Genomic DNA, 26,189 nt, shown 5'->3' on the forward strand with positions numbered 1-26,189 from the left:
AGCTATGTCAATATCAGAAAGTAATGTCGATCGCATAGATCGCAAGCAGCCCTTTCTCTAACAAGCTCGATTTATCTTCTCAGTCAAAAGACTGGAAGAATCACGTATCTGTAATTATGTTTAATTGTGTTGCTCCAATTAATCTAGAGGATGTATAGCCTTTCTCAAAAATATGAGGTATAACTGACAGCTTATATAACCACTTAAGCCAAGAGAGTCCAAGCCCAACAACGTCCGCGAATAGGGGAACTAGATCCGCTATAGCTTCTAGACTTATTGCTAATTAAAATCAACTAATTTATGGCTTTTAATTCTTATTGAATACTGCCAATATCTAAAATTACTTCAATGTAATGCTTTTACTGTGGGAGCATCTCAATGAATGAAAAAAAGCAATTTCTTTACAGTCCGAGCTTAAGAGTTCGCGAGTATTCGATAGCTCGCGAGCGGGGACAGCACTATAAAATCAAAACTGAGATGCTCTCTTTACTGTTACAGTCTGCTTATTATTCATCTTCTTAATAAGAATGATGTCACTATAACTCATTAAGAAGTGTTGAAGAAAACTAGCTGGTTGACAAGTTTGGCTTTAAATCTTGCTCGCAACTAGCTTTTAACTATTATTTTCAATAAACGCCATGAATGTAAAACCGTGCCAGCCTCTGAAACTGGGTTAAATTTTCGCAAGTCTTGCAGTTAGGAATGAGAATTAAATAACTTATAATTTGATCGTTCTTGTGGGATGGGCCTTTATAGCCCCTCCTTTCTGGACTGGTTCTTCTGGCCGATCCCACTTTCAAGAGTGTAAATTATTTAATTTGCGCTCCTTAGTTCGATCGCTGCTACGGGTACTATTAGTTCTAAATCGCAACAAACTTCCCTGCAATCGGTGTTGCAACCGGAAATTACGCGCGTGCCAAGCTATCCCGTAGGGAATCGGCGAAACCCTGACTCGCCAGTCTCCTGATGCGATCGTCCGCTGGAATGGTCGGACATGGCGTGAAAAATATCACTTGTCGAAAAAAATGTATCTGAAACGATATAATTTTTGACATTCCCAACCTAAAAAATTGAGAGGAAACAATCAAATTTTTGCAGTCAGTTTTGATGACACCAGATATCTCCGCAACGCAGCAGCAAAGAAATGACCGCATAATTGTCTTGGCCCTGGTTGGTCTGACGCTGCTGGGAATGGCATTCCGGCTCTATTTGGCGTGGCGCACCAACCAAACTCTCCCCGATACTCCCGCCCGTCTCACAGGCGATGAACCGGGCTATGAGGGTTTGGCATACTGGTTGCTGAAGGGTCATTTTTTTGAGTGGGCGGGCCGCACACCAGTTTATCCATTTTTCATAGCTGGATGTTATACATTTTTTGGTCGTTCTCCTGCATCTGTAGTCTACGTACAAGCTTTTTTGGGGGCGACAATCATACCCCTAACTTTTATCCTGGCACGGCGTTTTACTGGCCCTCAAAGTTCCTTAGTAGCCGCTGGATTAACTGCGCTACATCCCTCCCTGATTCTTCATGTCAGGCTGCTGCAAACAGAGATTTTATACGCGCCTTTAATGATTTTAACAATACTGGGTTTGCTGCGAGCATTGGAACAGCCGCAGTGGCAAAATTTTTCATTAGCAGGTGGGTTGTTGGCAATTACGAATCTTTGTCGGCCGACAGCGATGTTGCTTCCGGTAATTGTGCCACTATTGATGCCGCGCCAATGGTCTTTTAAGCGCAAGATTGCTTTGTTTGTTGCTTATTTGGGCGCAATTATCATCATTACCACACCTTGGACTTACCACAATTATCGAACTCACAAGACTTTTTTGATTTACAGTGTTTCTACGGGGCTGCTGTGGCAAGGAAGCCCAGAGTTTTATCATTTTGCCTACGAACAACTGCCAAAACGCCATATCCTTCAAATTTGGCAGGAAGAACTCAATCCGGCTCGGAATGGCGGACACGATGTTTTTACCATTGAGGGCGATCGCTATTTTACCAAACGGGCGATCGCTTCAATCCTCCGCGATCCTGGTGTGTATCTCTGGTATTGTTTGCAAAAGGCAGTTTATTTGTGGTTGGGAAACCCTATAAATGACTGGCCCTATCGCGCTATGTTTAATGTAGAGGCAATGCGGCCATTCTTTTCGCCGCAACGGATTGTCGGCATTTTAATGTCGCGAATTTTACCTGTCTTTGCGGCTTTGGGCATGATAGTTTTGCGACATCGCTGGCGGGAGTTTTTGCCACTGCTGGCAGTCTGCGGCTATTTTACTTTGATTCATGCGCTCACTTATGCAGAAGTTCGCCACAGCGAGCCACTGCACCCGATTTTGGCGATCGTAATTGCGGCGGCGGCCGGGCAGATTCAGCGTCGGTTGAAGTTAATTAGTCAGTAGGTCTTAGGCAGTTAGTCCTTAGTTATTAACCCAGTGTTATCAAAAACTATAATTCGGAATTTCACCCTCGCCCTTTTAATTGCCATCGGCATAGAGTTGTTGGGCCCAACAACAACTTTTGCTCAAAACATCGCAACAATTAAATTCTCCGGTACTGCTGCGGGTGTCAGCACTCGCTACATCGGTGCAGTCGAGGGCAATATTAACTTTGATCTCAAAGATTTGCAAGATTTGGGAATTAATACATACCGCATTTACGGCGGGATGTCTCGATGGGAACCGGAAGACGATGACGGTAAATACGGCTGGCCGGAAATCTCCCAAATTAAGGCAAATCCAAATATTATTAATTGGGCGCATTGGGATAAAATTATGACCGATCCGCCCCGGGGTAGCGATTATTCGTGGTCGGGAGAACGTGGTAAAGTTTGGGAAGGCAATGCTAGGACTATTTTTAATGCTCTCAAACAGGCTAAGATTCGCCCGGTTGTGAGTATTCGTAATGTTGATGGTGACTGGAATCCGTCTTGGGCGCTGCAACTGAATCCGCCCCGCACAAAAGAAGATTGGAACGAGTGGTGGGAACACGTGTTTGCTACGGTTTATTGGTTGAATGTACGCAACGATTACCGCGTTGATGATTGGGAAATTCACAACGAACCGGACTACCGCATACAGGGTTGGGGTGGAACTATGGCTGACTATTTTGAGTTGGTGAAAGTGACCAAAGATGCGATCGACTTTGTGTACAAAAATTATTTGCCCGATCGCGCTTACCGCATCCACAGCCCGACAAGCGTAGGTGGTAGCAATTGGCCGGCTGAGGCTTTGCGAGAAATTCCTAATTATTTCGATACTGTCAACTTCCACAATTACGATGCAGATATTTCTAACTACACCCGCAAAGTGCGCGGCTGGATGAAGGGGACAGTCCGTGCTAACTCAGAGGTTTGGGTGGGAGAATGGGGAAGTTATCAAATTAGCTATAACGATTTCCCTTTAGCTTTAAGTTTGATTAAAAATTTGATCCGAGGTTCCCAACCGGGGGATAATTATATTTACGGGAGTCACATATTCTGTTTGTACGACTGGGGAAAGCCGGCACTGGCGGAAGGTTTGCTGGGGGACGGGGGAAAACGGCGCGCGAGCTACTATGCTTTGCGGATGGGAATTCGGGCTTTACAAGGCGGTAGGGCTAGCTTTTTTCCGATCGCTAATAGTTCCGATTTAATGGCAGTTGCAACTCTCGATTCTAGTAAGAATGTTTACTTGCTGGCTGTCAACGATCGAGCAAAATCTTATACTGTTCGTGCCGATATTTCAGCTTTAATCGAAGCTGGTAATGGGACGGTGCGGGAGTTTAGTTTGAAGTCAATGGATGAGGTTGTTGGCAGCTTGACCCTGAAGGGTGGTAAGGCGACTTTTTTGGTGCCGGGGAACAGTGCTATTCTCATCAAGTTCGTTAGCGCAGCCCTCGAAGAGGATCGCCCGAATTGAATGTCAAATTCTCGGAGTTCAGAATTGGGATAAGATAGAATTAGTTACGATCGCAATTATTTATTTTGTGCCCTCGAACCCTCGAGCCCTTAATTAGACAGTTGAAATATCTAAATCGTGTTGTGATTCCCCTCCTGTCGCTGGTAAATTGGTAGCGTGTAACTATCTTGCCTCAAACAGAATCCGATCGAGAATTCCCTTGAGCGCGAGAAGGTAGCCGAAGTCTAGACATCGCAGAAATTCTAGCTCGTAAACCCGCAGCAGTTAGGTGACGTGAGGAATTGCCTGCCAGTCTTTGTGTCCTCCCTCTGCTAGATAACATTGGTTCTGACTTTCAGCACCTATAAATTGTCAAGATTTGGCACGGAATTAATTTTTAATGCCAAGATGCTGATAGTAGGGGTGATTTTAATCTTACAGAAACTTTGATCGCGCACAGTAACCTCGCGCGCAAAGCCTCTCAATCAACCTGCTGCTTGCGACGATCGGGTTTTTTAAACAAATATCACTTTTATGCCCGCTGATGTTTATTCCCTCTCTCAGTCAGGTAATTAACCGCCATCCCCTCACCGTCACCCCTGGGACGCCCGTAGAAGAGGCGATCGAGCTGATGAGCAGCACAGGAGCCAGTTACGTCCTTGTGGTAGAACCGCGCGGAAATTTTCAACTGGGAAATCCCACCAACGGGACTTCCCCGCAGTCGCGGGAACAGTTAGGTTTCTACAAAGGCCTACCGCGCGCGCTACACGCAGGTGCTAACAGGCTCAGTCTCAACGGCCTCAACGGCTCAAAAGCCGACGATACCGGTGGCCAGATGGTGCTGGGGATTTTTACAGCGCGGGATGTCGTACAGCTAAATTCGATCGGCGCTGCTTTGAGGGGATTTGCGATCGAGCAAATCATGATCAGAACCGTCACTGTAGCCCGAGAATCGGAAATTCCCGACTTTTTTGCCTTAGCCAATCTGCTAGACAAACACCTGATCGGGCATTTACCAGTCGTTAGCGACACAGAAGAACTTGTCGGTTTAATTAGCTCTCAAAGCTTGGTAGAACTGTTGCAGGAAATTGGGGAATCGCCACAACCAATTAGCAGCCCTTTGCCACCTGCTTCGCCCTTGCCATTTCCTCCGCCACTGCCAATTTTACATCCGAAATTAGAGATCCCCGCAAATTTAATTAAACTCGATCAAATCCCTCAAATCGCAGCCTCGCGAATTATTCACGCTCCGGCTACTGCTTCAGTTCGCTATTTGGCGCAACTGATGTTCCGACACAATGTTAGCTATGTATTAATCACTGAAACCCCGGAACCAAACTCGAATGGTGCAGCTCAAAATGCCAAATTTACAAATCCCAACCTCCACAAACTGGTTGGGGTGGTAAGTTCGCGGGACATCGTGCAGTTGCAAGCCACGGGGAGAGACTCTAGCAGAATTAAAGCAGGAGCGATTTGCAGCAGTTCGCCAGCCCTGGTACGATCGCACTCTAGCCTGGAAGCAGCCATCACCCTGCTGCAAAAACACTACTGCCAGTTACCTCTATTAGTCATCAACGACAGCAATCACCCGATCGGGATTGTCAATCCTCAAACTATCCTGTTACAAGCACTGGACTCAAAATCTCTGCATTCAGGCTTGCTCGCTTTGCAGCGCCAGCTAGAATCTAGCAACGCGCAGTACAAAAAACTCTTGGCCCAAATACAAATTCCGGCAGCCAATCCCTACCCAGATGCAGAAATTGCTCAAAACATTAGCGTCGCGCAGCCCCCAAATCTCCCCGCTACCGTCAACAATCAGGGGATTTGGGATTGGAATCTCGAAACAGATGAATTTTTTTATTCGGCGCGATGGCAAGAAATGCTCGGCTACAAAGAAGGGGAAATCTCGAATCGGCGATCGGAATGGTGGAGTCGCATTCACCGAGACGACATTGACGGAGTAAAGGCAGCTTTAGAAGATCACTTCGCACAAAAAACAGCGGATTTTGCAGCAGAATATCGAATGTACTGCAAAGACGGCACCACTGTCTGGGTGCTGAATCGAGGTCAAGTTTTACGCAGCGCTACCGGCAAACCGCTGCGGGTAGTCGGAACTCATACAGATATTACTCCAAACCAGCAGTTAGAACTCAAACACTCCGATGGCGTCGAGGAATTCCAAGTATTTGATGCTTTGAAAGCAACAGTAATTTTCCAGATGGATGCGGCGGGGATTTGGACATTTCTCAACCGCGCTTGGACTGAAATTACAGGTTTTTCGGTGGCTGAAAGTTTGACAACTAATTTTTTAGATTGGGTGCATCCAGATGAGCGCCCGCATTGTGCAAAGTTATTGGAGTCTTTACTGTCTGGTAATTCGGAATTTTATCGGCGAGAACTGCGATTTAAATACAAGTTAGAATCTGGCAAAAACGAATTGGGAATTCAGATTGATTCAGGCTTTGTTTCAGTTGAAATATTTGCCCAAGTACGGCTGAATTCCCAAGGTGAAATACTGGGAATTTTAGGGACTTTGCACGATGTCTGCAACCGCGTTGAAGGAGTTGAGGAACTGCGGGAAAGCGAGCGGGCAATTCGATCGCTCTACGAGGTAATGGTAGGCTCGTCCGGCTCTTTTGACGAGCGAACGGCCCGGTTGCTGGCAATGGGTTGCAGTCAGTTTGGGATGGATATCGGGCTGTTGGGCAGGGTTTTGGGCGATCGCTACGAAGTGCTCGCGGCCTACGTACCGCAAGATTTTCCCTTCGGATTTGCGAAAGGAGACGGTTTTTCTTTAAGCAGAACCTTCGAGCGAGAGGTTTTGCGATCGATCGAACCTATTTCGATCGAATCAGCCGGCACTACTCAGTGGAAGCAGCATCCCGCTTACGCCGTGCGGAGGTTGGAGGCTTTTGTCGGCACCAGGGTAATAGTCCAAGGGCGAGTTTTTGGCACCTTGAGCTTTACTTCCCGCACCCCTAAATCTCCTTTAAAACCGCTGAATTTTGAAATTTTAAAGCTGATGGGCAATTACATCGGCGCAGAAATTGCCAGGGAAGAGCGAGAGCGAACTTTGCAGCGACAGTACCAGCGCGTCTTGCTGCTCAAACAAATTACTCAAAAAGTGCGATCGACCTTAGACACTCAAGAAATTTTTCAGACTACCGCCACCCAAATCGGCCGCGTATTCGGCGTCAATCGCTGCACAATTCACACCTATCTTTCCCAACCTTATCCCCACCTTCCTTGCGTCGCAGAATACCTAGAACCAGGTCACGAATCGGCCTTGGATTTAGAACTTTCTGTCACTTACAACCCCTATACCGAAAAACTACTCGCAGAAGATATAGCCCTGGCATCTCCCGACGTGTTTGCCGATCCTTTGCTCGAATCTTCCGTACCAATGTGCCGCCGCATCGGATTAAAATCTATGTTGGCAGTTCGCACTTCCTATCAAGGAGAACCGAATGGAATTATTACTTTGCACCAGTGCGATGCAACTCGCCAGTGGACTCCCGACGAAATTGAATTGTTAGAAGATGTTGCCGCTCAAGTCGGAATTACCTTAGCTCAAGCACTACTCTTAGAAACAGAAGTTCAGCGCCAGCGACAGTTGGCAGAGCAAAATGAAGCTTTGGAGCAAGCGCGAGAAGCGGCCGAAGTAGCTAACAGAGCTAAGAGCGAATTTTTAGCAACTATGAGTCACGAAATCCGCACTCCGATGAATGCGGTAATCGGGATGACGGGTTTGCTGCTGGATATGCAACTAACTCCAGAACAGCGGGATTTTGTCGAGACAATTCGCACCAGTGGCGATGCTTTGCTAACTATTATTAACGATATCCTCGACTTTTCTAAGATTGAATCGGGTAAAATGGATTTGGAACGCAGCCCCTTCGATCTGCAAAACTGTATAGAAGAATCTCTGGAATTGCTAGCTCCTAGAGCGTCGGAAAAAGGTTTAGAGTTGGCTTATTTTATTGATGATTCTGTTCCCAAAAATATTTTAGGAGATGTCACAAGGCTGCGCCAAATCTTAGTAAATCTGCTGGGAAATGCAGTTAAATTTACCGAGTCTGGAGAAATTGTTGTCTGCTGTACGGCTCGGGAAATTGAACAATTACCTGCTAATAGTTCGCCGGAAATCAGCAATATTCTAGCGCCACAACCGCTAGCAATTAAACAGGAAAATTTGGCAGCTAGGAGACTGTACGAGATTCAATTTGGTGTCCAAGATACGGGCATTGGCATTCCGCCAGACAGGATCGATCGCCTGTTTAAAGCTTTTTCGCAGGTAGACGCCTCGACAACGCGACATTACGGCGGGACTGGGTTGGGATTGGCTATCAGCCAACGTTTGAGCGATATGATGGGCGGTAAAACGTGGGTTGTCAGCCAGGTTGCTCCGGGCACTTCTAAGTCTCACCCTGCTGTTTCTGCGATCGGACAAAGTACGGCAGGAACCCCACCTGCGGGATTTTCTGCACCGTCGATATCGGGTTCCGGTTCGATTTTTTATTTCACTGTGATTGCTGAAGCTAATCAAAACGCGGCTGAAGAAAAAAAACCGGAATTTACTGTTGGGAAGCGTTTGTTAATTGCCGAGAATCATGCCATTAACCGGCAAGTTTTGATCCGGCAAGCTGAGGCTTGGGGCATGATACCCGTGGCTGTAACTTCAGGCGCTGAGGCTTTGGAAATCATCAAAGGAAACTCGGCGATCGATTTGGCTATTTTGGCGATGAATCTACCAGATATGGACGGCGTGTCTTTGGCTGTAGAGATTCGGAAATTTGAGCTTAGCAATTTGTCTAGTGGCGACGCGTTAAATCCGAATGTCATCAAAGTTAAAAGTCCTCGCAAAGTTACGCTACCTTTGGTGCTGTTTACTTATTTGAGCAAGGCAGAAGTTTGGAAAAAACTTGAAACTACAGAAGTACATTTTTCGGCGTTTTTAACTAAGCCTCTAAAACAGTCCCAGTTTTATAATGTATTGCTGCAAGTTTTTGGATATGTTGCCGGTAGAAGCAGCAAGGGAGAACTTTCAAATGTGGCGACTTTGACTTCGGGATTGAAGTATTTTGAAAATTCTCAAGAACAGCACCGCGTGCAGCGGACTCCTGCGGTTTTAAGGCAGGTTCCGAGCAATTCTGCCCCACACGATCCAAGTAATTCCAGTCAGATTCGGATTTTGTTGGCAGAAGACAATGTGGTGAATCAAAAAGTCGCTACCCATTTGCTCGACAGGATAGGATATCGGGCGGATATTGCCGCTAATGGCTTGGAGGTTTTGGAGGCCTTGAAGCGACAATCTTACGATGTTGTGCTGATGGACGTGCAGATGCCGGAGATGGACGGTTTGGAAACGACGCGCCGCATATGTGGGGAATGGCCAGCCCACAAGAAGCCGAGAATTATTGCGATGACGGCTAATGCCATGCAGGGCGATCGCGAAAAGTGTCTGGAAGCGGGTATGGACGATTATATTACTAAGCCGGTGCGCCGGGAAGAGTTGGCCCTCGCCCTCAGCAAGTGCCAACCTCTGCGTCGGGATGAATTGAATGCCGTTACTGAGCCAAAAAATCCAGATATTTCCGATCAAAATGGCAGTCATGTTACTAAACATTCGATCGTTCAACCGCCAGCAAATTCTCCGATTAATTTTGAGGTTTTGCACAATCTCCGCGAGCTAGACGATGATGACGATCCAGATTTTTTGGGGGAGTTGATTAAGATATATTTGTTAGATGCACAGCAGCATTTAGAAACAATTAAGGAAGCTATTTTTCTGGGAGATGCTGACAGTTTGAAGCTGGCTTCTCACACGCTCAAGTCAAGCAGCGCCAATTTAGGAGCAGTGTCTTTTTCGGAAGTATGCAAAGAGTTGGAGTTGATGGGCCGCGTGGCGGTTGAGTCTGGAGGGGAACAGATTTTTGATGCGAGGGCGGCGCGCGATCGCCTGTTGGAAGCCGAAGCCGAGTGGGAAAAGGTGCGATCGGCTTTTGAGACGGAATTGAAAACGGGGAATTTGCGATCGCAAATGGGCTAATTTGTTGGTTGTTACTTGTTATTTGTTGGTTATTATTTGTTATTTGTCAGTTTCAATAACCAATAACCAATTCCCAATTCCCAATAACCAATGCCCAATGCCCAATGCCCCATGCCCCATGCCCCATGCCCCAATCCCCAATCCCCACATTTAACTTTCACCTAAATAAGCTTTGCGAACAGTTTCATTTGACTGCAAATCGCTAGCACTACCAGCGACTACAACCTCACCAGTTTGGATCACATAGCCGCGGTGGGCTACACTCAAAGCCATGCGAGCGTTTTGTTCCACCAATAAAATAGTAGTTCCGCCCGCATTAATATCGCGGACGATCGCAAAAATTTGACTGACTAACATCGGCGCCAAGCCCATACTCGGCTCATCCAACAATAACAAACGGGGGCGCGACATCAAAGCGCGGCCGATCGACAGCATTTGCTGCTCACCCCCACTGAGAGTGCCCCCTTTTTGACTGATTCTTTCTCGCAAACGGGGAAATAAATTTAAAGCTTTTTCCATATCCGACTTGATACCGAGAGTATCGTTGCGTAGATAAGCACCCATTTCCAGGTTTTCTTGCACCGTCATGCGCGGAAAAATCAACCTTCCTTCCGGGCTTTGAGAAATGCCCAAACGGACGATCGCCTCTGTAGACAGCGATTCCAAAGGCTTACCCTCAAATAATACAGTGCCGCTGCGCGGGCGCAGCAATCCTTGAATCGTGCGGAGAGTGGTAGTTTTCCCCGCCCCGTTGCTACCAATTAAAGTCACAACTTCTCCCTGCGAGACAGTTAGCGATACTCCTTTGAGAGCGTGGATATTTCCGTAGTAGGTATGTATGTCTTTGATTTCTAGCATAATTAGTCTTTCTGCTTTGTCCTTTGTTATATTATCCCGACTCATTATAAATTTTTATTGCATTTATTGAAAATTAACTTTTTTTATAGTAGACAGCATTTTTACTTAAATAAATACCCAGCGAGCGATCGAATACCATACAGTTTTAGAAATTGGGTAGTGGTGCAGAAGTAAGAATTTTCCGGCGATCGATCCTTATGCAGAGGGGATTGCATCGAATTGCATCATTGAAGAAAACAGGACTACCAGAAGTTTTTGTCGCCAACTTTACAGAACTTTTAATCAAACAAACGATTTCTTGACAGTAACTTTACAACCATGTCTAAGTAAAGAGATAGTATGAATACGTAAGGGAAATCAACAGCTAGTAATTACGAAGATAACAACCCATAAAATTTGGCAAATTTAAGGAGATTCACCATGAAATTCAATCACAGCACCGGAGCAATCGCATTTTTATTAGTAACTCCTTTAGTAACCGGTTTGACAGTAGGTATAGCGCCCAGCAATGCTGCCACAATAGCAGGTTCTGCGGCCGAAGTAAGCATTGACACATTCAGTCAAAGACCGACAGATACAAGTAGATCTACTAATACTAATACCTTGGCGATAACTAACAAAGGTGTTGTGATTAGCGAAGCCAACGCTGAGGCAGTATTTATCTCTAACTGTCACGAATTGCTCGCAGCAAATCTCTCGAAGAGTCAAGTCACAGGTAGCGGCAGCAACTATGCAGGTTTAGCCGAAAGCCAAGCAACAGTTATCGGCGACTTCGAGATAGATGCCCAAGAAACTTTTTCCTTCAATTTCCAGACAGTTTTAAATGTTTTGACATCAGTTGACAACAGCCAATCCGAACGCGCCCGAGCCAGTGGAAATATATTTTTCGGGTTGATTAACACTGTTAGTAACATTCTCTTAGACTCCTTTGAACTTGTCAGCTTTTTAGACTCTTCTGGGGGAAGTTATTTTAATTTGTCCGCCAGCAACAACTTTCATCCCACAAAAGTCAATTTTAATTTTATGGAGGAAGGAAGTAGAGCAGAAAGCCTCCTCTATACTTCTGGGGTGTATTCGCGGACATTCGACAGCGCCACTAACTTAAGATTAGTAGAAGTTAAGAACAATATCGCAGAAGCAGAGGCAGAACCACAAGCCGTTCCCGAACCGAGCACTGTATTGGGTGCTGCAATATTTTTAGGCTTGTTTGCTAGAGCACGAAAACTCAAGAATAAATTATCTGAAGTTCAATAAAAAGTTTAGGGAAAACCCCCGAAGATCAATCCGTAGGATACGCAGTGTACACCTCACTAGACAAGATTGCAAAAGTCCTTTTAATCAAATTTTGGGACGGGCTAGAAGCCCATCCCACAATTTTTTTCTTGTGGGATGGGCTTCTAGCCCGTCCTAATTATTGTTGCAATTGAGTTCTAACTATTATCCAATGGCATCTTCTTCTTTTCCCAAATATGCCTCAATCACGCGAGGATTTGCGCGAACTTCTGCCGGAGTTCCCTCAGCAATTTTAGTACCGTACTCCATTACACTCACGCGATCGCTAATTCCCATCACCACTTTCATATCGTGTTCGATCAGCAAAATACTCAAATCCAACTCATCCCGAATCCGGTAAATAAAGCGAGTCAAATCGGCCGTTTCATTCGGATTCATTCCCGCAGTCGGTTCATCCAAAAGCAAAACTTTTGGATCAGATGCCAAAGCCCTCGCAATTTCCAATCTGCGCTGGTCGCCGTAGGAAAGGTTTTTTGCCAACTCCGGCGCTTTCTTCACGCCCAAACCGACAAAATCTAGCATAGTCAGCGCTTTTATTTTAGCTTCCCGTTCCTCCGAATTCACAGTCGGAGGGCGGAGGATTGCGCCCAACAAACCAGCTTTTAAACGGCAGTGTCTGCCTACTAAAATATTATCCAACACGGTCATGTTGTTAAACAATCGAATATTTTGGAAAGTTCTAGCAATGCCGAAGGTTGTGAGGCGATCGGGTGCTAAACCGGTGATATTTTTATTTTCCAGTACCAACTGGCCCGCACTCGGTTTGTAGATGCCCGTCAGCATATTAAAAAATGTGGTTTTGCCAGCACCGTTGGGGCCGATCAAACTGGCGATCGAGCCTTTTTCCAAAGTTAAGCTGACTTGATTTACCGCAGTCAAGCCGCCGAATCGCATTGTAAGTTGCTGTGCTTCTAATAGTGACATTTTGGTCGTGTTTCCTAATATATTATATTGCAGTGCGAGCTTGTACTCTCACCCTCGCAAATTAACTTGGAAGATTATACAAGATTGCAACAGTCCTTTTTGTCAAGTTTTCGGACTGGCTAGAAGCCCATCCCAAAATAAAAAAAGATTTTTGTGGGACGTTGCTCCGAGCATCGTCCTCGCTATTTTTGCAATTCAAGTCTATTGTCGGACATATTCTCTAACGTACAAACAAAATAGAACTTAAAAAGATTAGATTCCAGCGAACGGAGAGGGCGATATTGTGCGTGCAAATCTGCCGTCGAAAAGTTCTCAATAAGTTTGAGATTGAGTTCGTCAGCTAAAGTGGGAATTTGGTCAAACCCAGTAATCCACGGTGCATACATACTTTCGTATTTATCTATGTAATCATTGATATCTTGGTAGCCCGTTGTCCTTAAAATCACCTTTTCCGACATATAATCAAAAGACAATCGAAAGCTCTTCACATTGTCGCGAATTTGTTCTAATACAAATATTACATCTTTTTTTGCGAGCAAGGTAGTGTTACCTTCCCACAAAAAATATGTCGGCAGCTCAAAATCAAATTCGCTCTGTTTCAGCAAGGAGATTAAACCGTCTTTTACGTAATCGCCGGGAATGTAGCGAACATTTGCCTTGACTTTGTTGGCTTTGAGAGTTTCTGCTTTTAATTGTAGCGTAGCGCTATCGTCTATTTCAAAATAAGTAGCTTTTTCTCCATTAATTCTCGCAGCGCGAGTATCCAACCCGGAGCCTAAAATCACTACTTGCTTGCAACCTCCTAAAATTTGATTTGACAAAACATCATCAAAATATTTAGTCCGCAGCTTAACCATTTCTTTCGCGGCTGGAGAGTTTTGAGCTATTTTAGCAGCGATTTCTTTTGTTTCCTCATTCAGCCAAATTTTGACTACATTGTCGGTGTAAAGAGGAGCAGTTTCTGCATTTTCTTCTGCTCTAAATTCTGCAACGATAAAAGCAGTTCCTGTTACATTCTTACTCATTGCTCATTTTCCCCCTTAACTATTAGATATTTCCAGAAAGTCCTTTCTTGAACAGGCTTTTCGGCCTGTTCCACAAGAATTATTGGATGGATCTATTGATTTCTCGCATCTGCTAAAGTCTGATTGCTCGCCTCAGCATCATCATGCAATTCTGCTTGATGAATTTTATCGGGAATCAGCCCTTCCGGCCGCACGATCATCATCACAACTAAAGTTAAACCGAAGAGAAATAAACGCATTTGAATCGGGTCTAAACTGGTGGCGAGAAAGTCTGCTAACTGCGGAATTGCTATTCTCGGCAACACAAAAGTATTCATAAAACCTTTGAGGACTTGGGCGAGTTGGGGTAGATAAAGCCGATCGGCAGACATGATAATGATACCGCCCAAAATCACGCCTGTCATGTTGCCCAAACCGCCTAAAATCACCATGCACAGGATGATGACGGAGACTGAGAAATCGAAGACGCTGGGAAAAATGGCGCTGATATAAGCTGCGTAAAATGCGCCTGCAAACCCCGAAAATGTCGCTCCCATTGCAAAAGCCGAAAGTTTGGTTTTGACGAGGTTAATGCCCATCGCACTCGCCGCTAATTCATCTTCGCGCATGGCATTCCATGCCCTTCCCAAACGGGAATCTTGCAGCCGCGAAATCATGAAATATGCGAAGACAACTAGCAGCAAAATTAGGTAGTACCAGGGAAAGTAGTTACCGGTGCTGAATGTGCCGACGATGGGGAGAGATGGACGCCAGATCGGGTTTATGCCCGCTTCGCCGCCGGTGAGGTTGAAAGGTCGATCGCACCCAACGAGACATAACACCAATTCCGGCTTACCCAACAGCGAAGCCACAATCTTCGAGACTGGTTCGTCGATGCGAATCGCGGTTAAATTCCTAAATACCACCGGGATAATTTCGCCAAAGCCGAGGGTGACGATCGCCAAATAATCGCCCTTGAGTCGTAGTGTGGGAATACCCAGGATGACGCCCGATAGGCCAGCGACACCAGCGGCGATCGGCAAAACCACCCAAAAATTCCAAGCAATATTTATCTGCCCGGAAGATAGCAAAGCCGTGGTGTAAGCGCCGATCGCAAAAAACGCCGCATATCCCAAATCCAACAAGCCCGCAAAACCCACAGTAATATTCAAACCCAGCGCCAACATAATAAAGATTTGAATCTGTACTACCGTAGCAATCCAGCCTGTTTTAGCTTGAAGATCGATAAACGGAAACAGAATTAAGATAAAAGCTAATGTTACCAGAGTCGCCTGTCGCTGGCGTTCTCCCTGCAAACCCTGCAAAGCGCCCATTAACGTAGCTGTCAAAATTGCGATCGTCAAACTGCAAATTCCGTGCAGTAAAGTAGTCGGCAAATCCACCGCAGACTGACCCGAAAAAGGTCTAACTAAAACCCCTTCGACCACGCTAGCAACTAACAGCCAAACTCCCAATCCCAATCCGGCTAAACTGCCAATTGTCGCACCCATTTTCGGGTTGTTAACCTTCTGTTCCTGACCAGCCATAAAGCCTGCGGCTGTGCCCATCAGCCAGCCGATGACGGTGCCGCTCCAACCGCCGAATAGGAGGACTGTCAAAGAGGCGATCGCGCCTAATATACCGCTCGATTTAATTGCTTGGATTATTTTGTTTGACATAGAAGAAGGAAGAGGGAAGAAGGAAGAAGGAAGAAGGAAGAGGGAGTGATATCAAATCCGGTCGAATGACCGCAATCGGATGAGTTTGTAGTGAGGACTTCAGTCCTTATAGTCGAAGGACTAAAGTCCTCACTACGAACCTTTTTTATTATGGTAATGGAGCGGACATGGTATGAGTACAAAACTTCTGCCTCAACCAATACGATCGACTGCTGGTTTTGGGAACTGGCGATCGCACTAGGTACAGTTTAGAGTCTTTTGAGTTTGATTATTGCACCAAAAGCGACGAAATTTGCAATATACTGGAACTGTTACCGCAACACACTTCAACGGGCGATCGCGATATGGTACAAGCTCTTCAAAAAACTATCACCCTGGACGAGTTTTTGCAACTGCCAGAAACCAAACCCGCTAGCGAATACATCAACGGTGCCATTTTACAAAAACCTATGCCAAAAGGAAAACACAGTAAACTACAAGCCAGACTCGTCACAGTCGCCAACGAGATCGGAGAAAAACAGCAAATTGCCCTAGCCCTACCAGAACTTCGCTGCACCTTTGGCGGACGTTCTATTGTTCCCGATGTCGCGATTTTTGTTTGGAATCGTATTCCCTTAGATGCTGACGGCGAAATTGCCAATACATTTAATGCTCACCCAGATTGGACAATAGAAATTTTGTCCCCTGGCCAAAGCCAAACCAAAGTCACAAACAATATTTTGCATTGTTTGAATGCCGGTTGTCAGATGGGTTGGTTGCTCGATCCCGATGAAAAAAACATTTTAGCTTATCCCGCAAAGCAGCAGCCGATTTCATTGCAAGAACCGACAGATATACTGCCACTTCCCGAATTTATGCCGGAAATGCAGTTGACTTTAGGCGAAGTTTTTGGCTGGTTGAAACCAGGGAATATTTAATGGGGCTACTGTATCGCACTCAATTGAGAAGTGCTATTTTACACATACAAATAAACCTTTAGTTGTATCGATCGACACATTAAGTATTTTTCAGTAACATAAATTAGCACGACCGCGAACTATTTTTGATGTTTAATATAACTTGAGCTTTTGCTACACAGGTGAACGACACCTAGCTTGCCTGTTCTTCTCACATAATTTTCCGGCCTAGTATGCACAATAATCCACGAATTATCCACTTAACCGAGGTTTCGGCGACCGATTTCCCCACTTCGGACAACTACAGGTACAAGTGCCGCGTGCAGATGCTCTCCGATGAGGGACAACCTTTGTTGCAAAAGGATTCCTTTAGCCGCAAGCAACCAAGCTGGTTATTGGATCTGAAAAACAACGGAGACTGCACGATCGCGATTACCCTATGCTACCGGGAAGGAGATATTACTCTGCCCTGGCAGGATGCCGCAACGGTCACATTGGCGACGCAGGATTACCTCAATGGTGAAACCAGCGCCGAGTTAGAATTTCCCATCGCCAACTGGAATCTAGCACCTCAGTTGAAGTTGAAAACTCGCCTTACCCAAAGTACCAGTCAGGCAAGTAGCAGCACGCTGACGCTGTTGGGACATTCGGGAAATCGTCGCCTCCACGCGCAAGCAAGTCAGAGCAACGGCCAAAGTGAATTCGAGATGCCCGAAGCGCTTCCCCTCACACCCCAAGATGAAGTAATTGTCAAAGACGTTTGGAACAAGCTGCGGGCGTGGAAAGAATTGCAAATGGAAAAGTTCTTGAAGCGCCTCTTGCTGGAGGCTCCAGAACTAGAGTACATCTTTGGAGATGCCCTGGATACCGTAAGCGACTACTTTTTTGAGTTATTTGACTGTTGCGTACATCAGCTTCAGCCTGATACCCAAAACGTGATTTCGGAACCTCTGATGGGGGTGCCGGCAGAAAAAGGTGATAGCTTCGATAATGTTGAGGATTATGGAGCGCTGTTTGCCGATATGGGGATGCGTCCCCATCACTGGCTGAAGGCCCGGCAGGTGTGGATGTGGATGTTGCCGTCGATTCCTTACCTAGAAGAGTACGATCGCGAAAATCTAGCAACAGGAACTCACTCCGCTGTTTACCGCTTTTTCAACATTGATGTGATTGTCCCAATGGTAGAGGCGATGCGTCGCTACGAAGAGGCAATGCTCCCAGATGTCAAGCAACGCATGGCCGAATCCTTAACCATGCTCAGACAGAATACGCAGCAAATTGGAGAGGCATTTTTTCAAACCCTATTTGAAAAATACCCGTTCATGCTGCCTATCTTTGGACGGACAAACATGGATTATCTGTCCTTGAACCTGTTTGAGGTATTGGAATTTTTGGTTCACTGGTTCCAGGGCGGCAGTAGAGACGAACTAATTCAAAATCTCCGCGTGTATATCTTTAATGAGATTGACACAGACGGGACTGGAACAATCTCTATTGAGGAACTCATCGATTACTCGCGCAAGTCGGGGCTATCGATCGCCATCAACGAGTTGAACGATCTGTTTGCTCGCGTAGATGTCGATGGTAGTGGCGAGATTGACTTTGACGAATTTGAAGAGTTGATAGTCCAGCAGTTAGGAACCCAGGTGAGTATTGATGATATACCCTCCTGCGCCTATGCTGGTATGGTACAGGTATTGGTACTCATACTTGAGAAGTATGTGCCAGACTTCACCCCTGAGTTAAGGCACGCATGGCAGACGTTGTTCGATCGCGTTATTAACGTGATGAAGTTGCCCAAGCTCAATGAGGAGCGATTGCTCAAAAAAGCAAAGCAGTATCTGGAGCAGATTGCCACCGAGCAAGAATGGGAACCAGAGGATCGGGCGCGGCGTTGGGTAGAAATCCAAGAGGAAGTGAAAGCCACAGGCACTTACACCCAAACCTACGAAGAATTGGCCTATGGAGCACAGTTGTCGTGGCGCAATGCTTCCAAGTGTATTGCTCGAATTCAGTGGAATAATATGGTGGTGCGCGATCGCCGCCATGTCACCAACCCCGACGAGATGTTTCGCGAGTTAGAAGAACACCTGCGATACGCCACCAATGGGGGCAATATTCAAATTACGATGACCGTCTTCCGTCCCAAACAGCCGAAGGAACGCTGGGGGCCGCGCGTCTGGAATTCCCAATTGATTCGCTATGCCGCTTACGAGCAACCGGACGGGAATATTATGGGCGATCGCGCCAACTTCGAGCTCACCACAGCCATCTTAAAACTCGGCTGGCAACCACCGGAACCACGCACACCCTACGACATCCTCCCCCTAGTCATTGAAGTCCCAGGCATGGAACCCAAATTCTATGAGTTTCATCAAGACGATGTACTGGAAGTGGACATTGAGCATCCCACAATTCCAGAGTTCAAGTCCCTTGGCTTTCGGTGGTATGCCATCCCAGCCATCAGCAACTTCCGCATGGACATCGGCGGCATTACCTATACCTGCCTCCCTTTCAATGGCTGGTACATGGGTACCGAGATCATGCGGGATTTCTTGGAAGATTGGCGCTACGACAAAACAGAGGAAATCGCCAAAGTTCTCAAGCTGGATACCAGTTCTGAGCAAACCTTGTGGCGCGATCGCGTGGCATTAGAACTCAACATCGCTATCCTATACTCGTTCCAAAAATCTAAGGTGACGATGGTCGATCACCAGTCTGCCTCTAAACAATTCATGGCTCACGACTTGCGCGAAAAGAAAGCAGGGCGCGAGTGTCCGGCAGATTGGGGTTGGGTCGTACCATCCTATGGAGGGAGTACCTGCCCAGTCTGGCATCACCAGATGCGCGACTTTTACCTAGACCCTGCCTATCATTATGGAGCCGATCGATGGACAGTGGAAGACGGCATTGACCTGGAACAATTCATCACCAATACCGACTCAGACGACAACAAGCAAGACCGCATCCTCATTCTCTATGCTTCCGAGACGGGGACTGCCGAAGGCTTTGCGCGGAAAGCCTCCCGTCAACTCCAGCGTTACAAAGCGAAAGTGATGGCCCTCGATGAATACAATACCGATACCCTTGCCTCTGAAAAGCTCCTCCTAATCGTCACCTCCACCTTCGGTAATGGCGAAATCCCCGGAAACGGCCAAAAATTCCTTCAGTGGTTGAAGAAACAGCCTGCGGGTTCCCTCAGTGGGTTGAGCTATTCCATCCTCGGCATTGGCAGCACCGTTTACGAACAATTCTGTGCTGCTGCAATTTCGGTAGATAAAACACTCGCAAAGGCAGGGGCTAACTGCATTGTGCCGTTGCATAAAGGGGATGAAATTAAGGGACAGGCAGACACCTTCAAACAGTGGCTGGGACTCATCTCCCGCGTTTTAGGTGAGGATGTCACCGCCGCCGATGCCACAACCGCATCCGCCCCAAAACTCAACGTTACCTTCTTAAATGAGGCAGAAGCAGCAACCGTTGCCCCTCTGGCCGTGAGTGGAGATAAAGCCATCCAAGTTCCTGTCGTAGCAAATCGAGAACTGCTCCAAGAGGTGATTCCTGGGAGTCGTTCTACTCGCTATATCATGTTCGATATTTCCGATAGCAATTTGCAATACGAAACCGGCGATCACGTTGCTGTTTATCCTTGCAATCCACCGGAATTAGTACAGCGATTGTGCGATCGCCTCTCAATCACCCCTAATACCTATTTCACAGCTAGTTACGTAACACCAGATGGCACTCAAATAGAAGACCAACCCCCGATTGCCGTCCCAACAACCGTAGGTCAGGTACTCTCCGAAGAACTCGATCTAGCTTTGCGGGAACCATTCAACGAACTGCTGGGCTACCTGTACTCCGCAGCCCAAAATCCCCAGGAGAAACATCGCCTGGAAACCTGGCTGGAGATTCTCCGGCAGGTAGACGACAATCACGACAGCGTTTTGCTCAAGAAAACGATCGCGGACAACTTCATGAGTGTTCTCGATCTCTTTGATGAGTTTCCCTCAGCAGAGATTACCCTAGCCGCCCTACTAGAGTTGCTGCCGAAGCAAAAGCCGCGCCTCTACTCGATTTCCTCCTCTCCCTTGCTCCATCCACAGCACCTACAAATCACCGTTGGAGTGCTGCAAATCAAAACCGACGCAGGCAAAGTCCGTCAAGGACTCTGTTCCAACTACCTAGCTGGACTCGAACCCGGAGCAAAGGTTCGCATTGGTGTCCGTACTTCTAGCTTCCGTCCGCCTAGCGAACTCGATGCACCGATGCTGATGGTGGGACCTGGTACGGGAGTCTCTCCGCTGATTGCTTTCCTCCAATACCGAGATGCCTTGTTGCAGCAAGGACAACCCTTGGGAGATGCTACCTTATACTTTGGCTGTCGCAATCACAGTGACTTCCTCTATCAGGAGCAGATGCAGACGTGGCAGAATCAAGGTGTACTTTCTGGTCTGGAAGTGGCATTTTCCCGTCTTGGCGACCAAAAGCTGTACGTGCAGAACCTCATGCAGCAAAACTCCCAGGATGTCTGGAAGCTGCTGAGTCATCCTAAGTGTCACTACTACGTTTGTGGGGATGCGAAGATGGCGGATGATGTGTTTGAAGTGATGCTCTCTATTGCCAAAACCGAAGGCGGTTTATCTCACATCGAAGCCGCCGTGTTCTTCGACAATATGAAGCAAGAAAAGCGTTTCACCAGCGATGTTTGGGGCGTGCAGTTGAACTTCAAACAAGCTATCAAACAGGTGCAAAAAGATAACTACTCTAAAGCCGAAGGGTGGCTAATTCGGGTGCAGCAGTCAAGTGACAGCGAAGCACCAGTCACGGAATTGGCGCAACCGCTAACTGTCTAACATTTGGGACTGCAACCATTAGCAAAAGGAGCTGGAAGTCTTCTGAATTCTAGCTCCTTTTGTTAATTTTGTTTGAATTGATTGATATCAATTCCGCTATTCATCGAAATTATTCATCTCTCTTAAATGTATCTCTGGATCGCGAATTAAATAATTTACACATATTTGTGGGACTAAAGTCCCGCCCGTCGTTTCTGGACGGGCGGGACTTTAGTCCCACAATAACAATAAAAATTGTAAGTTATTTAATTCTCATTCCTCTGTGTTCTGGAGCGTACTCTGTGGTTAAATTATTCCGATGCAACGGTCAACGATATGAGCCATCGATTAAACCATGCAATTTCAAACCTTCTCCTGAACATTCTCACCCAACAAACCGCCGGGCCGAAAAGCCAAAATCACCACCAAAACCCCAAACACCCAAGCATTAGTCCAGCGACTCGACAAATACTGATCGCTCAAAGACGACAGCACCCCAATCAAAACCCCTCCTAACATCGCCCCTACAATATTGCCAATCCCCCCCAAAACAGCGGCAGTAAAAGCCCTCAAGCCCGCCGTAAAACCCATCGTAAAAACAATAGTATTGTTGTAGAGACCAACCAAAATTCCTGCCGAACCAGCCAAAGCGCCGCCAATCAAAAAAGTCAGAGCAATAATCTGATCGACATTAATTCCCATAATCTTAGCAGCATCGCGGCTTTGAGCAGTAGCCCGCATCGCCTTTCCCAGACGAGTGTACTGCACGAACACATGAAGCAAAACCATTAATACCAGAGCCACCACCAACACAATTAAATCTTTTGTAGTAAATACAATACTCGTTTCAATTCCCATAGCTTTGAGAATATCAACTCGTGGTAACAAATCAGGGAAGCTTTTCGGTGCGGCCGAATTAGACCCCATCACCGGAAAAAAAGCTTTCAAACCTCCCCAAAATAATCCCATATTTTGGAAGATAAACGAAACGCCGATCGCGGAAATTAACGGGGCCAAACGCGGAGCATTTCGCAAAGGACGATAAGCATACTTTTCGACGACAATATTCAGCCCCGCACAAAACGCCGAACATACAATTAAAGCGACTAACATCACGGGTATTGCAGTACCTAAAGATGCGCCGTCTTGAATCCCAAAAGCTCCAAACACAGTCAGCGAAGCAAAAGCACCCAACATATACAAATCGCCGTGAGCAAAATTGATCAGCTCAATAATGCCGTAAACCATCGTGTAACCCAAAGCAATAATTGCAATCAGCGCGCCGTTGACTAAACCCACTAACAACTGTTGAATCAACACTTCTGGGCTGCGGACTATTTCGCCAATAATTTTCGGTAAATCAAATCCGGCGATCGGGCCTAACAACAAAACTATATACGCTACACCTATATATAAGAGAATACTTTTCCAGTTTTTCATAATTATTGGGAATGGGGAATGGGGAATTGGGCATTGGGCATTGTGCATTGAGGCAGAAACCGGGTTTTTTCCGAAACAACTCGCTCGAAACCTTAAATCCAGTAAAAACCCGGTTTCTTTAGTATGAATGCGTCCTAGACTGCGATCGGTAATCGATAAATGAACAGTCAACTGACAACAGTCAACTGACTAATTATTCAGTCTTTAGGGGGCTCACAAATTCCCACTTACCAGCTTTAACAACATTTCCTGACATTGTAGTCAAGCTAGTGTCACCATTAGCATCAAAACTCCAAGTGCCAAGTACGCCGTTAAAATCTTTAGTTGCCAAGACAGCATCGCGGATCGCCGCGCGGTCATTTTTACAGACCTTATTAATTGCGCCGATAATCACCTTAGCAGATTCATAAGCATAAGCTGCATAAGCTTCCGGTTCAGCATTAAATTTTGCCTTGTAGCTTTCATACCACTTCGCACCCACGCCAGTCAATTCTTTAGGAGGCAAACCGCCAAAAGTAGCATAAACGCCTTCGGCATCTTTGCCTCCGGCATCAATTAAAGCTTGCTCTTTAATGCCATCCGGGCCCATGATTTTAACTGCGTCCGCAGTCATTCCGACATTTCTGATGTCTTTAATTATCTGTCCGGCATTACTTTGGGTAGTGCCACCAAAGTAAATCATGTCGGGACTTAAAGCTTTAATCTTATTCATTAAAGCTTTGTAATCGCTGGCTTTGATATCAATTCCCTCGCGGCCGAGGACTTCAATTCCCGCAGTTTTAGCAGTTGCTTCAAAAACGTCAGCAATGCCTTTGCCGTATAGTTCTTGATCGTCGAGAATGTAGACTTTTTTAACTCCTAAAGATTTCGCCCAATTACTGGCGATCGCACCTTGAAGGTCGTCTGCGGGTACAACGCGGGCGAAATTACGAGTGCCTGCTGGGTAATAAACGTTGGGTTCTTTCGGCTCACCTTTTCCTGGTTTTGTCAAGCCCGGATAGGTGGTAGCGGGACTCACCATCGCTATATTGGCTTGGTTGAGCACGGGAATTGAAAGTTTGGCGGCACCGGAGTTGTAATGACCGATCGCACCAACTACCGATCCATCCGCTGCTACTTTGTTAGCATTGGATGTGACTTGGCTGGGATCCCATTTGCCAGCCGCAGCAGTCGCATCATCGAGAATCTCGTATTCGATTTTGATTTTGCCATCGCAGGCTTTAGAGTCGGTTTCGGCAAGGGCTTGTTTGACACCGTTGACCATTGTTTGAGCTTGACCCAAGGCGCTACCTGTCATCGGTAGCATGGAGACTATTTTGACGGTATTTGGGTCTCCGGGGGTAGTGACTGCGACGGGAGTGGCTGCGGGAGTGGTTCCGGGAGTGCTGCCGGGGGCTGTGGCGCTTGGTGTTTGGGGACTCTGACAACTAGCACAAAGAGAGGCTATACCTGCGGCTACAAGTATTTTCCGCAATCCTGCGGCGTGCAGATTCAGTGTGGTGTAGGTTTTTGGGGATGTGCCACTCTTGCCCCCTGATTTCTGGGAAAGGTTCATGGGTTGCTTGGTTTGTTGGTTGCGTTTTTGCATATTTTTCACTGTTATCTGTATGTAGTCAAGAGTTAGCACATATTTCACAAATTTGGCTGAGGTACAGTCAACTGTCAATCATCTGGGTCTACTTGGTATCTCTGCTTTCACAATGAAGAAACAGAGCATATCGGTACTCCGATTGCTGGCGGGTAGTTCACACAAACTCTGCTCGCCTGAGAATCTGATATTATTGGCTCTCGTTGGAGGTTTGCTAGCGCATGATTGAGTTGCAGTCAGATTTAGAATATGTGGTGAACGATCGCCTAAAAGTCTCTCTCGATGCGATCGCCCAATTTTGCCAGCGCTGGAACATAGTCGAGTTTGCCCTGTTTGGCTCAGTGCTGCGGGATGACTTTCGCCCCGATAGCGATGTAGATGTATTAGTTACTTACGAACCCTCGCACCGCCTCACGCTTTCTCATTTATTGGGTATGCAGGAAGAAATAGAGAATTTATTTCACCGTCGTGTAGATTTAGTGGAAAAAAGCTGTTAAAAAATCCTTATTTGCGATCGAACATTTTGAAAACGCATCGAGTGATTTATGCAAGCGGGCGATCGGAATAATGATTCACTTTGGGAGATGGCGCAGGCAATTGGTGTTAACTTAACTTAAAACCCAGTCACAAACTGCTGGCTTGACCATTAAAGGCAAGATCCCCCCTTAGCCTGCCCCCTACTCCCCCTAAAAAAAGGGGGGGACAAGAGTCTTATCAAAGTCCCCCGACTATCAGGGGGATTTAGGGAGATCTAGACTTGGCATAAAACCCAGATTTATCAAGATAGCTGACCTAATTTCTGAGTAAGAATCGCCACAGCCGCTTCGTAATCCCTGCCGATGAGGTAAGCAAAATGATAATAGCTGGCAAGATAGAAATCGCAGCCAAACTTCTGATAGCGATCGGCGATCGCCAGAAATCCATAACGGGCATCGCTGGGTTCGGTGAACCAATTGCGATGGTAAGAATCCTGAAGAAACAGGGTGAGTGTCTGTCCGTCGGCACTCGGAATCAATCGAATGGGATGAATGCTAGCATGGTGCGATCGCGCCACTGGTAGCAGCAAGTTGTACCCTTCAAATGTGAGAAATTCTGCCAGATCTTCTTCGGTACTCTCAAAATAGGATTGCTCCGGTAACTTAAGAAAATGGTGCCACGCCATCCAAAATTCGTGTTTGGCGTCCAATCCCGGATCGATATCTAACCGCCACTGTTCGTCTTGACATAAATCGTCGAGCGCATCTTGGGGTAAATCAGCGAGTTTCATAAATTTTTCCCTACTATTTTTTAACCAATTATATCGACTATTTTAATAGGTTTTTCTAGAATAAAGAGATATTTTACAAGAGCGATCGCCCGCAAACCAAAGATGCGCGATCGCTATTTGGGAGTGCGAGCCTTTCGTTCGCGAGCGTCCCGATCGCATTCCACTTATTCCTAATTATCTAGCTATTTTAACGGTTAAAACACCAACATCGCTCTTTTGATCGACAAAACGCATTAATTTCTCCTTGACTTAATTAAACAGAAATGGTTTAACAAATAAAATCATACGATCTAACTCCATTTTGTTGTGTTTGAGAAGATCGTGTCCCCATAATTCATTCGTGTTATCAGAACGGGTGCATCTCACTTTGGCAAATACATCAAATTGAAAGTTGACCGTTGAGATAAGCACAGCGAAGAGCAAGGATAGACGAAACGTTCTCAATATTCCATTGCGCTCCCGATATCTTCACCCTTAATC

The 26,189-nt window shown here is 46.3% G+C and carries 14 protein-coding genes; 7 read left to right on the forward strand and 7 right to left on the reverse strand.

Translation table 11 applies throughout. The annotated features are described in order from the left end of the window. The first annotated feature begins 1,107 nt into the window (after positions 1-1,107). The 3 genes from QZ938_RS09725 (at position 1,108) to QZ938_RS09735 (ending at position 9,925) form a co-directional block, all read left to right on the forward strand. The gene (locus QZ938_RS09725; protein ID WP_293351104.1) at positions 1,108-2,400 is read left to right on the forward strand and encodes a glycosyltransferase family 39 protein; all 1,293 of its coding nucleotides are present in this window, start codon (positions 1,108-1,110) and stop codon (positions 2,398-2,400) included. Positions 2,401-2,433: 33 nt separating this feature from the next. Continuing rightward, positions 2,434-3,897 carry a hypothetical protein gene (locus QZ938_RS09730; RefSeq protein WP_293351110.1) on the forward strand — a complete coding sequence of 488 codons (1,464 nt, stop codon included), beginning with the start codon at positions 2,434-2,436 and terminating at the stop codon, positions 3,895-3,897. A 523-nt stretch (positions 3,898-4,420) separates the two neighbouring features. Beyond that, on the forward strand, positions 4,421-9,925 hold the full coding sequence (locus QZ938_RS09735; protein ID WP_293351112.1) for a response regulator: 5,505 nt from the start codon (positions 4,421-4,423) through the stop codon (positions 9,923-9,925). Between the two features lie 150 nt (positions 9,926-10,075). On the opposite strand, the gene QZ938_RS09740 is transcribed toward QZ938_RS09735, so the two are convergent. Next, complete coding sequence (locus tag QZ938_RS09740) at positions 10,076-10,783, reverse strand: ABC transporter ATP-binding protein (protein ID WP_293153262.1); 708 nt, start codon at positions 10,781-10,783, stop codon at positions 10,076-10,078. A 420-nt stretch (positions 10,784-11,203) separates the two neighbouring features. On the opposite strand from QZ938_RS09740, the gene QZ938_RS09745 reads away from it, so the two are divergent. Continuing rightward, the gene (locus QZ938_RS09745) at positions 11,204-12,037 is read left to right on the forward strand and encodes a PEP-CTERM sorting domain-containing protein (RefSeq protein ID WP_293153260.1); all 834 of its coding nucleotides are present in this window, start codon (positions 11,204-11,206) and stop codon (positions 12,035-12,037) included. A 183-nt stretch (positions 12,038-12,220) separates the two neighbouring features. On the opposite strand, the gene QZ938_RS09750 is transcribed toward QZ938_RS09745, so the two are convergent. The 3 genes from QZ938_RS09750 to QZ938_RS09760 all read right to left on the reverse strand — a co-directional run bounded on the left by QZ938_RS09750 (position 12,221) and on the right by QZ938_RS09760 (position 15,683). Further along, on the reverse strand, positions 12,221-13,000 hold the full coding sequence (locus QZ938_RS09750) for an ABC transporter ATP-binding protein (RefSeq protein ID WP_293153258.1): 780 nt from the start codon (positions 12,998-13,000) through the stop codon (positions 12,221-12,223). A gap of 182 nt (positions 13,001-13,182) precedes the next feature. After that, complete coding sequence (locus tag QZ938_RS09755; protein WP_293153256.1) at positions 13,183-14,025, reverse strand: class I SAM-dependent methyltransferase; 843 nt, start codon at positions 14,023-14,025, stop codon at positions 13,183-13,185. Positions 14,026-14,117: 92 nt separating this feature from the next. Next, on the reverse strand, positions 14,118-15,683 hold the full coding sequence (locus tag QZ938_RS09760; RefSeq protein ID WP_293351116.1) for a branched-chain amino acid ABC transporter permease: 1,566 nt from the start codon (positions 15,681-15,683) through the stop codon (positions 14,118-14,120). Between the two features lie 344 nt (positions 15,684-16,027). Between QZ938_RS09760 and QZ938_RS09765 the strand changes: the two genes are divergently transcribed. Beyond that, positions 16,028-16,600 (forward strand): Uma2 family endonuclease, encoded by a 573-nt coding sequence (locus tag QZ938_RS09765; protein ID WP_293153336.1) that lies wholly within the window; start codon positions 16,028-16,030, stop codon positions 16,598-16,600. Between the two features lie 212 nt (positions 16,601-16,812). After that, positions 16,813-21,435, forward strand: coding sequence for a nitric oxide synthase oxygenase (locus tag QZ938_RS09770; protein WP_293351118.1), 4,623 nt, complete (start codon positions 16,813-16,815; stop codon positions 21,433-21,435). Between the two features lie 342 nt (positions 21,436-21,777). Here the strand turns inward: QZ938_RS09770 and QZ938_RS09775 are convergent, their stop codons facing one another. Next, entirely contained in the window at positions 21,778-22,854 is a 1,077-nt protein-coding gene (locus QZ938_RS09775; protein ID WP_293351120.1) for a branched-chain amino acid ABC transporter permease, read from the reverse strand. 193 nt (positions 22,855-23,047) lie between these two features. Next, on the reverse strand, positions 23,048-24,442 hold the full coding sequence (locus QZ938_RS09780; protein WP_293153248.1) for a branched-chain amino acid ABC transporter substrate-binding protein: 1,395 nt from the start codon (positions 24,440-24,442) through the stop codon (positions 23,048-23,050). Positions 24,443-24,663: 221 nt separating this feature from the next. Here QZ938_RS09780 and QZ938_RS09785 point away from each other — a divergent pair, with 221 nt between their 5' ends. Further along, the gene (locus QZ938_RS09785; protein WP_293351122.1) at positions 24,664-24,939 is read left to right on the forward strand and encodes a nucleotidyltransferase domain-containing protein; all 276 of its coding nucleotides are present in this window, start codon (positions 24,664-24,666) and stop codon (positions 24,937-24,939) included. Positions 24,940-25,220: 281 nt separating this feature from the next. Here the strand turns inward: QZ938_RS09785 and QZ938_RS09790 are convergent, their stop codons facing one another. Continuing rightward, positions 25,221-25,709 (reverse strand): hypothetical protein, encoded by a 489-nt coding sequence (locus tag QZ938_RS09790; protein ID WP_293153244.1) that lies wholly within the window; start codon positions 25,707-25,709, stop codon positions 25,221-25,223. Positions 25,710-26,189: the final 480 nt, after the last annotated feature.

The organism is Microcoleus sp. CAWBG27 (assembly GCF_020883145.1).
In the GTDB taxonomy this organism is placed as follows: Bacteria; Cyanobacteriota; Cyanobacteriia; order Cyanobacteriales; family Microcoleaceae; genus Microcoleus.